Annotated in this window: 12 protein-coding genes; 3 read left to right on the top strand and 9 right to left on the bottom strand. The window is 35.2% G+C overall.

Annotated elements, in window-relative coordinates; genetic code table 11:
• The first annotated feature begins 208 nt into the window (after positions 1-208).
• Both FLACHUCJ7_RS04975 and FLACHUCJ7_RS04970 read left to right on the top strand, forming a co-directional pair.
• Positions 209-1,114: an alpha/beta hydrolase gene (locus FLACHUCJ7_RS04975; RefSeq protein WP_219634057.1), complete on the top strand. Its 906-nt coding sequence runs from the start codon at positions 209-211 to the stop codon at positions 1,112-1,114.
• A gap of 32 nt (positions 1,115-1,146) precedes the next feature.
• A complete protein-coding gene (locus FLACHUCJ7_RS04970) occupies positions 1,147-2,058 on the top strand; it encodes a helix-turn-helix domain-containing protein (protein ID WP_180908107.1) in 912 nt (303 codons plus the stop codon).
• A gap of 146 nt (positions 2,059-2,204) precedes the next feature.
• Here FLACHUCJ7_RS04970 and FLACHUCJ7_RS04965 read toward each other — a convergent pair whose 3' ends face one another.
• The 8 genes from FLACHUCJ7_RS04965 to FLACHUCJ7_RS04930 form a co-directional block, all read right to left on the bottom strand.
• On the bottom strand, positions 2,205-4,064 hold the full coding sequence (locus FLACHUCJ7_RS04965) for a hypothetical protein (RefSeq protein WP_180908106.1): 1,860 nt from the start codon (positions 4,062-4,064) through the stop codon (positions 2,205-2,207).
• Between the two features lie 434 nt (positions 4,065-4,498).
• Positions 4,499-5,134: a hypothetical protein gene (locus FLACHUCJ7_RS04960; protein WP_180908105.1), complete on the bottom strand. Its 636-nt coding sequence runs from the start codon at positions 5,132-5,134 to the stop codon at positions 4,499-4,501.
• A gap of 72 nt (positions 5,135-5,206) precedes the next feature.
• Positions 5,207-6,559, bottom strand: coding sequence for a DUF3526 domain-containing protein (locus FLACHUCJ7_RS04955; RefSeq protein WP_180908104.1), 1,353 nt, complete (start codon positions 6,557-6,559; stop codon positions 5,207-5,209).
• Position 6,560: 1 nt separating this feature from the next.
• Complete coding sequence (locus tag FLACHUCJ7_RS04950; RefSeq protein WP_180908103.1) at positions 6,561-7,997, bottom strand: ABC transporter permease; 1,437 nt, start codon at positions 7,995-7,997, stop codon at positions 6,561-6,563.
• A 9-nt stretch (positions 7,998-8,006) separates the two neighbouring features.
• Positions 8,007-10,304, bottom strand: a complete 2,298-nt coding sequence (locus FLACHUCJ7_RS04945) for a TonB-dependent siderophore receptor (protein ID WP_180908102.1) — start codon at positions 10,302-10,304, stop codon at positions 8,007-8,009.
• Positions 10,305-10,332: 28 nt separating this feature from the next.
• Complete coding sequence (locus FLACHUCJ7_RS04940; protein WP_180908101.1) at positions 10,333-11,028, bottom strand: ABC transporter ATP-binding protein; 696 nt, start codon at positions 11,026-11,028, stop codon at positions 10,333-10,335.
• A gap of 240 nt (positions 11,029-11,268) precedes the next feature.
• On the bottom strand, positions 11,269-11,622 hold the full coding sequence (locus FLACHUCJ7_RS04935) for a hypothetical protein (protein ID WP_230408794.1): 354 nt from the start codon (positions 11,620-11,622) through the stop codon (positions 11,269-11,271).
• A gap of 112 nt (positions 11,623-11,734) precedes the next feature.
• Positions 11,735-12,109, bottom strand: coding sequence for a winged helix-turn-helix transcriptional regulator (locus tag FLACHUCJ7_RS04930; RefSeq protein ID WP_230408793.1), 375 nt, complete (start codon positions 12,107-12,109; stop codon positions 11,735-11,737).
• Between the two features lie 189 nt (positions 12,110-12,298).
• Here FLACHUCJ7_RS04930 and FLACHUCJ7_RS04925 point away from each other — a divergent pair, with 189 nt between their 5' ends.
• Positions 12,299-12,835, top strand: coding sequence for an FMN-dependent NADH-azoreductase (locus tag FLACHUCJ7_RS04925; protein ID WP_230408792.1), 537 nt, complete (start codon positions 12,299-12,301; stop codon positions 12,833-12,835).
• 45 nt (positions 12,836-12,880) lie between these two features.
• Here the strand turns inward: FLACHUCJ7_RS04925 and FLACHUCJ7_RS04920 are convergent, their stop codons facing one another.
• On the bottom strand, positions 12,881-14,161 hold the full coding sequence (locus FLACHUCJ7_RS04920; RefSeq protein WP_180908099.1) for an acetyl-CoA C-acetyltransferase: 1,281 nt from the start codon (positions 14,159-14,161) through the stop codon (positions 12,881-12,883).
• Positions 14,162-14,269 lie beyond the last annotated feature (108 nt).

Genomic DNA, 14,269 nt, shown 5'->3' with positions numbered 1-14,269 from the left:
AAAAAATAAAGCCTAATGCTTCTCAGATTTATCCAGTAAATTAATTTGGATATTTCTAGTTTTTGTTTGAGCAATATATGAGTTATATCTAATACGTCAAAAAAAACAGTAAAATTCCATTACTTTGGACACAACTAACCCTAATACGGAAACATTCATTTTTAAATTTTTTCTGAATTTTGTCTTGTAAAATTTAAAACAGAGCATAATGCAAAAAGTAACTTTTAAAAACAGAAATTGGGATATAGCAGGACATTTATATCTTCCAGAAAACTTTGATGATATCAAAAAATATCCCGCCATCATTTGTGTTCATCCTGGAAGCAGTGTAAAAGAACAAACCGCTGGCTTATACGCCAATCAACTCGCTAAAAATGATTTTATTTCTTTAACTTTCGATGCTTCATTTCAGGGTGAAAGTGGTGGAGAACCAAGATTTTTAGAAGACCCAACAACACGGGTTGAAGACATCCGTTGTGCGATTGATTTTTTAACAACGTTGCCCTTTGTTGACCACGAACGCATTGGTGCATTGGGCATTTGTGCAGGTGGTGGTTATGCTGCAAATGCTTCCATTTCAGAGAAAAGGATTAAAGCTGTTGCAACCGTGGTAGCAACCAATACAGGTAGAGCTTTTAGCGAAGCAAATCCTATGGAAATACTCAAAGCAGTTGCACAACAACGTACTGCAGAAGCTAACGGTACAGAAAGTCTTATCAACAATTGGATACCCAATACCGTTGGAGAAGCCAAACAGGCAGGAATGGAAGAGCTCGATTTACTGGAAGCCATAGATTATTATAGAACTCCTCGTGGTCAACATCCTAATTCTTGTAATAAACTACTCTTTACAAGTATGTCCAATATGATTATGTTTGATGCTTTTCATTTGGCAGAGTATTTTCTTACACAACCTCTTTTGGTAATTATTGGCGACAAAGTAGGTGGATTTGGTTCGTATAGAGATGGTTTCGATTTGTACAACAAAGCCGCATCAACCAACAAAAAAATGCACATCGTAAAAGGTGCAAGTCATTACGATTTGTACGACCAGCCAAATGCTACTGGCGAAGCGTTGGAAAAATTAGTACCTTTCTTTCAAGAAAATCTTTGATTAATTTAGTTGTAAATTGTGGCATTAAAAATATGAAAGTAATCAATTCCTTATCCGAGTTTCATCGATTGTTATCCATTGCACCGCCTTTGCATCCTTTGGTAAGTGTGGTAAGTATTTCAGAGCTTCACACTATTAATTCTAATGTATGGAAAAAATTTACCACAAATTTTTACACCATTTCATTGAAGAAAAATATTCAATCAAAAATAAAATACGGCCAAAATTATTATGATTTCGACAATGGCACTATGATTTTTACCTCTCCCCAACAAGTTCAGTCGGTTGAAGTAGAAACAACAAATAGGCTTAATGAAACTGCGGGAACAGGTTATGTATTAATGTTTCATCCTGATTTTTTTGGAAAACATCCGTTAGCCAGCAGTATCAAAGCTTATAGTTTCTTTTCGTATTCAGTAAACGAAGCATTGCATCTTTCAGCGAAAGAAGAAAGCAATGTTATCGCCATTTTAAAAAAAATTGAAGAAGAATATCAGCATATCGACCATCATACCCAAAATGTTATTTTGTCACAAATTGATTTATTATTGCATTATAGCAACCGTTTTTATGAAAGACAATTCATTACACGAAAAGCCCTAAATAATGATTTGTTAACTAAGACCGAGTACTTTATTAATGCCTATTTCAATACAGAAAAAGGTTTGCAAAAAGGGGTGCTCACGGTAGAATATTTGGCAGGGCAACTTCATTTAACTTCCAATTATTTGAGTGATGCACTGCGTTCGCTCACAGGACAGAGTGCACAACAGCACATCCACGAGAAACTCATAGAAAAAGCAAAGGAATATTTAACGACAACAAATTTAACGGTTTCGGAAATTGCCTATAACTTAGGCTTTGAACGTTCTCAATCGTTCAACAAATTGTTCAAAAACAAAACTGAAATGTCACCTTTGGAGTTTCGACAATCGTTTAACTGAAAAAGTACTACTAATAACAGCTAAGGCTTCGTTGGGCTTGCAAAGCCAACAATGAAGCCTTCTGGGATTATATAATCGTATAAATCTTTCATTTAATAGTTTTTTACTCAGTATCTTATAAAGATATATAACATTTATTTTGTACCTTATTTGTACCATATATTTGTAAAGTATTGATTTATATATATTGTTACTTTTGAAGAAGTAATATGGTTCCCATTTGTAGAATTCAAATAAAGCAAAGGAGAGCTACTGAATTTATATATCAGGTTATTTACCAAGGTTTCTTGATAGATAGGCTCTCCTGATAGCACACCGCTTGAAAGCATACCGCCATTTATATAATCGGTGTTGTAAAAATATTCTTTTACCTGAGGTACATTAGAAAATGAATCGTACGTTTCTATTTTTTTTATTCGTAATCCTCCTGCTATTTTATTTGTTGTTAATGTATTCAGTATTATTGTTGGGCTTTGTTTGATGATTTTAGAATATGTATGTGGTTCGAAAGAAAATTCTGAGTATCCACCGGTTGGATAAATTATTCTTTTAATAATCTCCGCATCCATAAAATTGGGGTCGGCTTCTCTTGATTCATAATATTCTGCAATATTAGGCATTGTATAAGACGTTGCAGATCTTGTTTCCCAATAGTTCTTACCGTTATAAAACCCCCAATGGTCTTCATGGCCTGAATTATAAACAGGAAGAGGCTTGTTATTATATTCCATCCTGTAAATGGACTCTTTTTGATCTCCAGATAATGAGAGAAACTCTACTTTATTAAGTTTAAGACGCTCCGTGCTTTTCTCAATATACCCCAAAGCTATCTTTTTTGTAGTTTTGCTATTCACTTTTAACTCTAAAGCATCTAATTTATAATAGCGGAACAAATAAGACGGTTGTCTTATAAAAACATGAGGAATACTGGATGCTTGGGGTATCCATTTAAGTTCATTGGAAATTGATTTTGAGAATTTACAAATTAAACCATTATCCGTTTCTATTTTATCCAGATAAGCACTTTTAATTAAATATTTTCGAGTATCATTGATAGCTTCAACATAGAGAAAATTAGCAGTACCACACAAAAGACCATTCGATATTTGAGAATAAGTAACTTGCTGAAAACTAAAATCTGTTGTATAACTAAAGGTAACATGATTTCCTGAAGGTGAAATAATTTCAGACAGATGCCATGTAGAGGCTTGCAAGGAATTTTTCCAGCCTCTGGTATCAGAAGACACGGGATCCCCTAAATTATCTATTCCTATTTCTCTTGGAAAATGAGGAAGAGAAAACTCTATAGCATCTGGTTTGTCGCCAAAAATATATTTTGTTCCATCACCAGTGATTAAAATAAATTTGGTATAACTCCTTGGTACAATTACACTTTCTGATCCTAAATAAACAGAATAATTAGTCTGTATCTCATGCACTACTTTTAAATTCAAATTGTTTTTTGACTGTACAATCCATTTTCCTTCATGATTCAGCATAAATTTCCCAGAAATATTGCCAACTGAAAAAGAAAACTCGTCAGGAGATAAATCTCCCATACCCATTTGCACTAAATTGCTCCAATTAGGAGTGGATAATGATGTAAATATATCATAATAACTATATTGTGTTCCATTATCTATATCAACACATTCATCAAAATTTCCATTGGCGGTTCTTGTAATCACTCCTCCAGCTTGTAAGCTCCAGTTCAATCCAACCCATGTAGGATGTTGATCTGGTCTACAGCCTTCTGAGTTATATACCAAACTAATTGGCACACTGATAGATCCATTTTTAATTTCTGTTAATGGAATATTTATATTAGTAGTACCATTAAATAAAGAAACCGGTATATCTCCAAACCTTCCTAAAGTATTTGCGTTAGGGCTTTGCATACTTGGGGCATCGGCATAGCTTGTAACCTGCGAAATTTGAGAGAATGTATTTTGAGAGAAGAATAAAAAACAGATAATAGAAAATAATTCGGGTAGTTTATATTTCATATTTTAATTATTAAAAATGTAAGATTTTATTTTGTAAAAATAAAAATTAAAAAAGATGTTTTCAAATTTTTCTTTAACTATTAATAGGAATATTTTAACAAAACAGCCCAATTTGTACTCGTTTACAACAAGCTCCTATTTAAATTTATAGAAAAAAACATTTTGCAATGTGGCTAACCAATCAGAATGATGTTTTGCCCTTAAATAAGCCAGCTTTTAATTGTTCTGGAAATAAATAATTTGAAAAAAATAAAACATAAGTTTTCAAAGGACTTATAACTACTTGAAAAAAAATTATAAGGGTGCTTTGCAAACGGTTGTTTTGTTTGCAAACGGATTAGGTAGGTATTTGGTACAGACGAGCACCATAAAGACGAATCATGTGCGCTAAAGCTGGAGACAACTTATAATCGAATTATTGTTGACTACATTTCTCAGTTTAAAATCAATTCTATATTTTCCTCGACTTGCCCAGACAATTGAATTTCGTTATTATAGTTTAAAGTGTACGGAACAAGCTTTCCATTTTTAATGATTTCCTTTTTAGAATAAACCATATTGAAGTAGTTATTCAATTTATCCGGATTATTTGATAAAACAACTTTTTTTCTTTCTTCCGGAAGATCTTCATAATAGTAGCGCGATGTAGCTAAAACAGGATATTTTTCTAATAAGTAATCATTTATGATATAAGATGCGTCTCCTTTATATAAATCTTCAGAAAGTATAGGTGTAATTGTGATGCTGTGAATGTTTTGTTTTAAATAGTTATAAGAATCTTTAGTAGTCGAAAAATCAGACTGCAAAAGTTTATCCGGTTGTGATAGTTGCCTAATAACAGAAAGTCTCACATAATCACCATTTATTTCAGTTACCTTAAAAATAAAATATTTGTTTTCAAAACTTTGGCTGCCGTTATGGCCTCTTTGTTTGCTAAAGATAAAACTTCCCAACTGCAATTTGTGTTCCGGCGTATTGATTGCTTTTTTCCATGCATACGGTTTGTAGACCAATTGTTTTAAGGCGTAAAAAGCAATTATAATTAGCAGTATTAAAAGTATTTTTTTCATTTTTTTGATTTAGAAGGGATTTTGAAAGTACTATAAATACCTTCAAAATTCCCTCTAAATTAACATTAATCTTTAAATTCCCTGATGGTTTTTCCTGAAATTCATCCAGCCTAAACTAATCAACAGCAAATTGAACAATACCAGTGGTAAAAGGGCTTTTGCAAAATTGGTTTTCGAATCATCTTCAAAAGTTTCAACCTTAAATTTCGACCAGTTTTCTTTTTTTACATCGGCATTGTCAAAGATTTTCGGGTAGAAATACAAGCGCAGTTTTTCATGAAACTGGTTTGTTTTCTCCATAAATAAAAGCTGGTTTCCTAAATCAGATTTGGCAATTTCGTTTAGCTGAATCTGAGTGTACAGTGTCGGAATAAATTGTGCAATGTTTTGACCGGCTTCATTTCGTTGCTTCAGTTTTGTTTCCAGCTCTTTAGACTGAACTGACGATTCGTCGTCGCCCATTTGCTGCATGGCATAATACCAGAGCCAGCTGAATTCGGTATCAGGCAAAATGTATCTTTTGAACTGTGGATAATGACTATAAAATTTCTCCATTGTCGCCTTTTTATCCATATCCCATTTTTCATGATATGCATTTCGCTGTTTCAGCGTCAGCTCCAAAGCTTCCGGGACAGGGTATTTATTCACGATATAAGTATTAATTGTTGCCGGAAGAATAATAATCAGAAACAGCCAGATCGTTAATAAAATCAAGGCGTTGAAATTGGAATTCTTTTGCAGGGATACGATAAAAAAACAAACGGCAAACCAAAAAAAGATGTATAAAATACTGATTGTGTAAAAAGCAAAAAGTGAACTGTCTAAGGGAATATTCAATAAGAAAACTGCAATAAAAAGGGTAAACGTTAATAATGCCATGAAACTTAAAATTCGGATGTAAAACAATTTCAGAATATACAAAAAGGTATTATCGCTTTGTGTTGCCACGATTTTCCAGGTTCCGGATTCTTTTTCTTCGGAGATCACATTATACGTAAAAGCAATAATCAGGAGAGGAAAAAGATAGATTAGTACAAAACTAAAATCGATATTTCCTAACATCAAATTGTTCGGGTTATTTAATTCTGAATCGTACTTCTGGCCTTCCAGCCCCCGAATCGTAACACTTTGTATCGACGGATTTACATCCCGCTGTCCAATTGCCAGACTATTGATCGGTAACGTTTTATTGACCATAGAGAATTTGATGTAATAGAGCAGCAGTCCCATTTCGTCTGAATGATATGCAGCATTTCTCGCAATGTGTTCTTTTTGATAAGCCGCTGCTTCTTTGATATTCCGGTCTTGTTTTTCCTGAAATTGATGCCCAATCAAAAGGCTTATGAACCCGATACCCAGCAAAAAAAGCAATCCAATTTTGGTTCCTTTTGAGCGTATGAAATTTTTAAATACTAATACTAACATATTAAATGGCTTTTAGGTTTTTAGCGGCTATTTTTATAAAAAGAAACAGCAGGCTGATCCAGAGAATAATGGAGATAATTGAAATGATTTCGCTTCTCAAAACCTCCCAAATTCCTTTTGGTTCGTAATGAAATTCGGGTACGTCAGCCCAGTGTTCTTTATTAATTGAAGCTGGTTTACTTTTATCATTGCTGATGTATTTAATTTGTAAAGCATTCATTTTTTGTGCCATATCGTAACGATACGTTTCAGCCTGTTTCTGAAAATCGATGTACGAATCATAATCGGTATTCGACAATCCCATCGATAAATTTTTCATGGCGATGTAGGGATTTATAAACGAAACTGTTTTTGAAAAGCTGTTTTGCTTTTTATAAATCTCCAATAAATCTTCAAGATGTTTATTGTAAATATTCGAACTTATTCTTTCGCCTTCGGTCATAATGAAACCGGAATAATTAAAGGGTAGTTTTTGAACTGAATCGACTTTGTAGACCCTAAGCAAAGAATCTTTGATCGCTTTATAATGTGGGTCGTTCGGATTATGGCTGTCTCCCTGTTTTAAAATGTCTTTTTCAATATCACTGTTGAACTTAATTTTAGAAGGCGCTTCGTAAATATAAGCACCAATTGCCTGCGTTGTTCTCGGTAAAATAATTGTGAAAACCAACCAAATCCCAATTAACGAAATCAACGCTTTTTTTGAAGTTTTGCTTGAAGCAGAAATCAAAACGGCAATGGCGCAAAAAAATAACAGATATAGAAAATGAAAACCAATAAACAAGAGCATTTTAACAGTCTCGTCAAATGAAACGGCAAAGTTCTGAAGCAATAGCCAAACGAAAACCAAAATAATAATCGTAGGGATAAAAAGCATCATAATGACAGATGCAATGCCGAGTGTTTTTCCCAGTAAAAGCTGTTTCCAGCTGATACCCTGAATCAAAAGTAATTTTAATGTTCCGTTTTCTCTTTCGGCTGCGACCGAATTAAATCCGAGGAAGAAAATCAACAGAGGCAGCAAAATTTGTAAAACCATGGCAATACTAATTTCTCCAAAACGAAGCATACTGTTTGAAAATCCGGCTTCAGAAAAATTAGCTGTATTTTGTTTGTGAGCTTCCAGATAAATGGCATTTCCGAAAAAAGGTTCCATTCCAAATTCAAAAACGCTTAAAGAAGTACTTTTTCGGAAAGCAAAATTTCCGTAATGTGCCATTCGGTGTGGGTTTTTATCCGGGTTTTTCAACCAGTCTTCTCTGGATTCGTGTTGGTATTTTTCGCTGGTTTCATTTTGATTCGTGTAATTCTCCCAACCCGAAAACGCAGCGTACAGCAATAAAACACCAATAAAAAGGGTAATGATGTAAACTGCCTGATTTTTAAAAACAGATTTTCTGAAATGTCTGGCTATTAAATTTTCTACGTGTAAGGACATAACTGCAGATTAAAATTTATAAGTTACGGTAAGCGTTGCATTTCTAGGAGCTCCGGGAAATAACCTCAAATAGTTCTGAGCGCCTAACCAGTAAGTTCTGTTAAAAATGTTCCCTGCGTTTACAGCAACCTGAATATTACTTCTTTCAGGTTTGTAGTATATAGCAGCATCAAAAATGCTAAAATCAGGAAGTGTAAAATCTCTGGTAAACCATGGAATTTTACTGCTTTGATACTGCATTCCGAAACCAATTCCGAAATTATCCAAAGCAGAATCGGATTTGAAATTGTAGCGTGTCCATAAGTTGGCGCTGTTTTTTGGCGTATTTTGTTTTCTGGCGCCAATTAAGGAAGCATTGCGGTCATTGGTAATTTTGGCATCAATATAACTGTACGAAGCATTGATTTGCCAGTCTGGTGTAATATAGCCTGCCAAATCACATTCGAAACCACGGCTGCGCTCAGAACCTCTGGTAACCAATAAATCAGGATTAACAGGGTCGTTGGCATTCATCAGGATATTGCGCTGGTTTATTTCGTAAACAGCGGCGTTAAAACTCATTGAATTGTTTAAAAAAGTAGCTTTTAAACCCACTTCTTTCAAATTGCTTTCGAGAGGATCAAACAAACTTCCGGCAGGTAAACTTCCGGTTTGCGGCATCAACGTAACGGTGTTCGATTGGGGCTGATACCCTTCGAGATAAGTCGTATAAACATTGATAGCGGTATTGATGGCATACGTAATTCCTACACGAGGCAGTAAAGCCGATTTCTTAACGGTTAATTCGTTATTCGTCTCGTAATTGGTGATGTCTTCAAACCATTCGTTTCGTAATCCTAAAAGAAACGTAAACTTGTCCCACTGAATCTGATCCTGAATATAAATAGCATTCGTAGTGGTTAAAGCCGATGGTAATGCTGTTCGTATATTCAAAGTATAATCATCAGGACTTCTTACGGTATAAGTCGGATTATTTAAATTGAAATAATTTACATTTGGTTTTGGTAAAGTAACACCGTCAATTGTAATAGTTTGATAATTAGATGCATTTGCGGGTACAAAAGTGCTTGCAACAGTTCCGTCTTTCAACAGGTAACCTCTTGCTGCATTTTGTCCGCCGCCTTTGGTTTTGTTCCAGCTGCTTAAATCGTAACCCGTTAGTAGTTTATGATTCAGTTTTCCGGTTTTGAAATCGAAATTTAAAAAGGCTGTTAAGTTGTCCACATTCCAGTATTGCTGGCGCTGTACAAACTGCATCATTGCAAGACTTGTTACAGGCTGGTTGTTCATGTCTACGGCAAATCCGTTTGTGGTTCGGTGTTCCTGCAAATCTTCTCTCCAGGATTGTTTCATGTATGCGGCATTAAAACCAATTTTTGAAGTGAATTTATGAGAGAAATTCGTAGTGAAAATCATTTCTTTCGATTTAAAAAAATCACTTGGCGCACCTAAGTTCAGGCTTATGGGCGTTTTATTCAGACTTGTAACTCCGGCAACGGCTCCAAAAATAGGCTGCCCGCGATCCAGAATTCCAGTCATGTCGCTTAAGATTAACTCTGTATTGATAGCTGTTTTTTCATTTGGAATATAACTGAAGGACGGAGAGAGCAAATACGATTTATTGCCCACTAAATCACGAAACGATTTTGCTTCCTGATACGCTGCATTTACACGATATAATAGTGTTTTTGATTCATTTAATGGGCCGGTAAAATCAAGAGTTCCTCTAAAAGTGCTAAAACTTCCGGCACTCAGGCTTATTTCTTTTCGGTCAGTGGCTAATGGTTTTTTGGTCACCAGATTGATGCTTCCTCCTGGATCTACAGAAGAAAAAGTAGCGCTCGACGGTCCTTTAATTACTTCCACACGCTCAATATTACTGGTAAGCGGCTGCAGGAAATAATATTGGCGGGTACGCATTCCGTTGATGATTTGTCCCTCTTCGTTCTGGCTGATCCCTCTGATGGTGTATTGATTGTAATAACTCGCCGGAATCACACCGCTTGTCATTTTTACAGCATCGGCGAGATAAATTGCGGCTTTGTCTGCAATTAATTCTTTGGTAACCGTAGAAATTGATTGTGGAATGTCTTTGTTAAGCGTAGCTGTTTTTGTTGCTCCAAAAGAATAATCGCTGTTGTATTTTCGGGTAGAACGGCCTATGATTTCTACGGCTTGGAGTTCGTTTAATTTGGCTTCCGTTTTAATGGAATCCTTAGCGATACTGTCGTTACTTTTTGTATTCGTCTGCGCTTTTAAACAAGCAGAACTAAAGACAAAAAACAGTACTATAAATAGATGTTTCATTTTTTATGTAGATGGAAATTTTTCCTTTTTAAACAGTTTGTAAATACAAATCTTCCAATTCGTTTGCTGATATTTTTTCGGCTTCGATAATCGTAACCAGATTGCCCTGTTTCATGATTCCGATGTGTGTTGCGACTTCTCTGGCCCTGAAAATATCGTGTGTAGCCATTAAAATTGCTGTTCCGTCTGCTGAAAGTTCTTTTAAGATTTGAGAGAATTCGTTGGAAGCTTTCGGGTCTAAACCGCTCGTAGGTTCGTCTAATAATAGCACTTTTGCTCTTTTGGCAATAGCAATTGCAATCCCTACTTTTTGGCGCATTCCTTTTGAGTAGCCGCCCAGATTTTGATCATGAGCTGTAATTTGCAGACCTGCTTTGGTTAAAAAATAAGTCAGTTCTCCGGTTGAATATTTAAATCCGGCAAGGGAGGAAAAGAATTTCAGGTTTTCCAGTCCGGTAAGATTTGGATATAACATTACCGTTTCAGGAATGTATGCCACATCTTTTTTGGTCTTATCTGCATCGGTAACAACCGAAATATTGTTGATTTTAATTTCGCCATGGGTTGGTTTTATAAAACCCAGAAACAAATTTATGGTAGTCGTTTTTCCGGCACCATTTTGTCCCAACAGCGCAAAAATTTCTCCCTCTTTAATGTTTAAATTCAAGGCATTCAAAGCAATTTGATCGCCGTATTTTTTAGTCAGGTTTTCTGCGGTAAGCATCTTTTATATTTGTTTGGAATTATGAATATGGAATGATTTGATTCACAAAAACACCAAGGTGCTTTTGAACCAAAATCGTATTGTCGGAATAAGGAAGGAGTTTACTATGTAAAATTTAAAAAAAAGACGTAATATAATTTCAGCGGAAAAGTTTCCTTTAGAAAAAGACGTACGAATAGGAGTGTTCTTCACTTTCTGTTAAAAGCAAGTGAATGATTCTTTTTAAAGTAATATAGTAAACTAAGCCAGAGCAGGAGGTGCTCTTAAAGCAAAAAGACTGCCCTTGAAAAACGCTGCAGTTATTAGGTTGTAAGTGAATTCCTGTACAGTAGGAATGTGTGTTTTATGAAAGGTATAAGTAGGAAATGCGTTGGAAATAAAAGTGCTAAATTCAAAATGACATATAGAACAATTATTCTCTATATTATGACTGTGAGTGATTTGCTTTTGTCCAGGGATGTATTTATGATCACAATGTTTCTCCTGAATTTGCGCATAAACATGCTCGTAAGAGTGAATCGTCTGAAAAAGCATTGCGAGCAATACCGTTAAAGACATTAAAAGATTAATTATGACGAATTTCTTTTTATTCATTCTTATTTTGGAAATCTCAGTTGTTGTAATGCAACCAAGTTGCAAATATAGAAATGTTATTTGCAAAAGAAAACAAAATCTATTTATCTTTTTAAACGCTTAATCAGAAAAATTATTTACCAATGATTTCTTTTCGATGTAAATCTCCCCAGTCTTTTAATGCCAGAATTACATTTACTAAAGACTTGCTGTGTTCTGTTCTTCTGTATTCAACGGTTGGCGGAAACGTATCATAAACAGTTCTGATTACCAGTTTGTTTATTTCCAGATTTTTGAGCTCTTTAGATAACATTTTGTCTGTGATGCCATCGAGGTCTTTTGAGATTTCCTTGAACCGTTTTGGGCGATCAGATAAAGCAATTAAAATGGGCAGTTTCCATCTGCCGCTTAAAACCTCCAAAGCATCTCTTACGGGCAATAAAGCACCAATACAGTTGTTTTTTGAGCACTCAGTTTCTTTTGTAATAGTGGTGTTTTCGCTTTTCATTTTCATGTTTATAACGTTACTATGCTCAATGAAAGCGCTATCTCTGAGGATAGTACTATAAAAGAGATAGTAAATGTAAATAAGTTTGTATTGTAAAACAAAACAAATAAATTATGAGTAAAAGAATTCTGAATATAATTACAAAGTATCAAAGGAGATAATTCCTTTAGTAATAAATTATCGAATGCAGTGATTGAAAAACTGGGAAATGTATATCCGGAGATTGAGGTTCAGACCTTTGATCTTTCGAAAACACCTTTGCCTTATCTGGATGCCTCACAGATTGGAGCATTTTTTACGCCTGAAGAAATGCATACTGATGAACAAAAAGAAGCCATTATAAGTTCAAATAATGCAGTAAAAGAATTATTTGACGCTGATATTATTGTGATTGGAGTATCATTTTACAACTTCGGAATTCCGGCGGTTTTAAAAGGATGGGTCGATCAGGTTTCCAGAGCGGGAGTGACTTTTAGTTATGCTGATGGCACGCCAAAAGGATTGGTAGTGAATAAAAAAGTATATTTATCTATTGCGTCCGGGGCTGTATTTTCTGAAGGGCCATACAAAAGTAATGATTTTGCAGATCCTTATTTACGTGCAATATTAGGTTTTTTAGGTATGACAGATGTGACTACTTTTCGTGTAGAGGGAACATCAATTCCTGATTTTGCTGAAAGTGCTTTACCAAAGGCTTTGGCAGCTGTTGAAGAATTTTCTTTTTAAGATTTGCATAAAAAATCCCGGTTCTGACGGGATTTTGCTTTTAAGTTATTTCTCAATAATCATGGTAATTCCTTGTCCGCCGGCGGCACAAATTGAAATAAATCCTCTTCCGGATCCTTTTTCGTTCAATAATTTTGCTATCACACCAATGATTCTGCCTCCGGTTGCGGCAAAAGGATGCGCTGCTGCCAGACTGCTTCCTTTTACATTTAACTTTTCCCGGTCTATTGTTCCCAATGCTTTTTTTAAACCGATTGCTGCACTCAGTTCCGGACTTTCCCAAATTTTGAGAGTTGCCAAAACCTGTGCTGCAAAAGCTTCGTGAATTTCATAATAGTCAAAATCCTGTAAAGTCAATCCGGCTTTTTCTAACATTTTGCTGGCAGCAAATAATGGAGCTAATAAAAGGTTTTGCTGATTTTTAACATATTCAATCGCAGCAACTTCTGCAAAAGTAATATAAGCCAGAACTGGAAGTCCGCGTTCTTTTGCCCATTCCTCACTGGCTAAAAGAATACACGAGGCTCCATCTGTAAGCGGTGTTGAGTTTCCGGCTGTTAATGTTCCGTTTACTTTATCAAAGGCAGGATTTAATTTGGCTAATTTTTCAATAGTACTGTCTTTTCTCAGATTATTGTCTTTTTCAAGTCCGTTAAACGGAGTAATCATATCATCAAAAAAACCTTCATCATAGGCTTTTGCCATATTCAAATGACTTTTAAGAGCCAGATTATCCTGGTCTTCTCTGGATATTTTATAATGTTTTGCGGTTATTTCTGTATGTCCGCCCATTGAAAGTCCGGTTTGTGACTCTTCATTTCGGGGAACGAGTGGTGTTAAATCTTTTGGTCGGAGTTTTAAAAATAATTTGATTTTTTCGCCTAATGATTTCGCTTTTCTGGCATTCAGTAAAATTTTACGTAGTTTTTCGCTCACCGCAATCGGCATATCGCTGATTGAATCAACACCTCCGGCAATTCCGGATTCAATTTGCCCAAGAGCAATTTTATTGGCAATATAAATGGCACTTTCTATTCCGGTATCACAGGCTTGCTGTAAGTCACAGGCTGGAGTAGCGGGATCGAGAGTTGTTTTCATGACACATTCCCGAATCAGATTGTTGTCATACGTATGTTTGATAACCGCACCGCCAGCTACTTCGCCTAATAGCTGACCTTTTAAATCGTATTTATCAATAAGTCCGTTTAAGGCTGCGGTCATCATTTCCTGGTTTCCAACTTCGGCGTAGGCCGTATTAGCTCTTGCAAATGGAATTCGGTTATAACCAACAATAGCAACTTTTCTAATGGTATTTGGAGTACTCATACTTTCTTTTTTAATATTTCCTGAGATTAAAGATAAGAAGGAAATTATAAAACAGGATGAGATTTATTTTAGGAAAATAGCTTTAGGAAAATCATGTAAAGAGTTCTT

The sequence above is a fragment of the Flavobacterium salmonis genome (assembly GCF_903819435.1).
Lineage (GTDB): Bacteria > Bacteroidota > Bacteroidia > Flavobacteriales > Flavobacteriaceae > Flavobacterium > Flavobacterium chungangense.
Note: the sequence above shows the minus strand (reverse complement) of the source record. Positions and strands in the feature narration are given on the sequence as shown.